The 1553-nt window shown below is 40.1% G+C and carries 1 protein-coding gene; it reads left to right on the forward strand.

Annotated features, from left to right (window positions below; all coding sequences use genetic code 11):
• Nucleotides 1-1553 (forward strand): SprB repeat-containing protein (locus tag LBV24_RS14980; protein ID WP_224479471.1); only part of this gene is annotated, 1553 nt, incomplete at both ends.

Here is a 1553-nt window from a genome sequence, read left to right on the forward strand (position 1 = left end):
CAAGATGCTACAACAGCTCAAGGCTGTGCTAATGGAGAAGCTACTGTTGCGGTCTCTGGTGGTACGGCACCTTATTCTTTCTTATGGAGTAACGGTCAAACTACTGCTACGGCTACAGGCCTTTCAGATACAACACATAGTGTTACCGTAACTGACGCCAATGGGTGTCAATTAACCCAAAGTATTATTATCGCTTGTGTTAACACTTGTGATGCGGAAATAACTATAGATAGCGTAACGGATGTACTTTGTACTGGTGATGCCACTGGTGCTGGTACAGTATCCGCCAACTCGCTTGCTAACCCTGCTTCTACTTTTACATTTACTTGGAGTAATGGACAAGTGGATAGTGGTGTAAACTCCAGTACATTGAGCAATGTTACTGCTGGTGTTTATACAGTAAGCATTACTATAGACGGGACGGTTTGCCAACCGGTTGAGGATACTATTTCCATTACGGAACCTAGTAATGTTTTAAATGTTACGGCTTCTTCTACGGATGAGTTAGGCCCAACTACGGGAGATGGTACCGCTACTGCTACCGCTACTGGTGGTGTAGAACCATACACCTACGCTTGGAGCAATGGACAAACAACACAATCAATTAGTGATTTATCAGCTGGTACATATACAGTTAACGTTACGGATGCTAATGGATGTACAGATCAAACAACAGTAACAGTAAATCCTGGTACTTGTTTAAATATTTCAGTTACAGGTTCATCCTCACCAGTTATTTGTAATGGTGAAAGTAACGGTAGTGTAGTAGCTACAGTTTCAGGTGGATCGGGCAGTTTTAGTTATGCTTGGGATTCATTACCAGATACAACACCAGCTGTTAATAATTTACCAGCAGGTGATTACTCAATTACAGTAACCGATAATGTTACGGCTTGTACTACTAGTACTACGATAACTGTAAATGAACCTAATGCTTTAAGTTCAGGAATTGCTATTACCAATATTTTATGTAAAGATGATGCTACCGGTTCTCTAGACTTAACTGTCAACGGTGGTGTTTCTCCATACACATTTTTATGGAACGATGGTTCGACCAATGAGGATCTAATAAATGTTATCGCTGGTACATATACCGTTACTATTACAGATGCTAATGGATGTACTTCTTCTGATACAGCTACAATAATTGAACCTGCAACTAATGTTTCAGGGTCTATAACACAGATTACAAATGTCGCATGTCTAGGTGAAAGTAATGGAAGTATTACTGCCGAGGGTACTGGAGGAATTCCTCCATACACCTACTCTATCGATAATGGAACTACTAGCCAAGCTGATGGCTTATTTGAAAATCTTTCAGCTGGTGATTATACGATACTTATTACTGATGCGAATGGTTGTACCGTTAATGTTATTGATACAACGGTAACTGAACCTAATCTTTTAGAAATATCTGTTGCATCGACAATTGATGTACTTTGTAATGGCGAAAAAACGGGAAGCATCGATGTTGATGTTAATGGCGGTACGCCTCCATACACCTATGTGTGGTCTGATATCGATGGTACTACTACTCAAGATTTAAACAATGT

This window comes from Winogradskyella vincentii, assembly GCF_020166345.1.
GTDB classification, from domain to species: domain Bacteria; phylum Bacteroidota; class Bacteroidia; order Flavobacteriales; family Flavobacteriaceae; genus Winogradskyella; species Winogradskyella vincentii.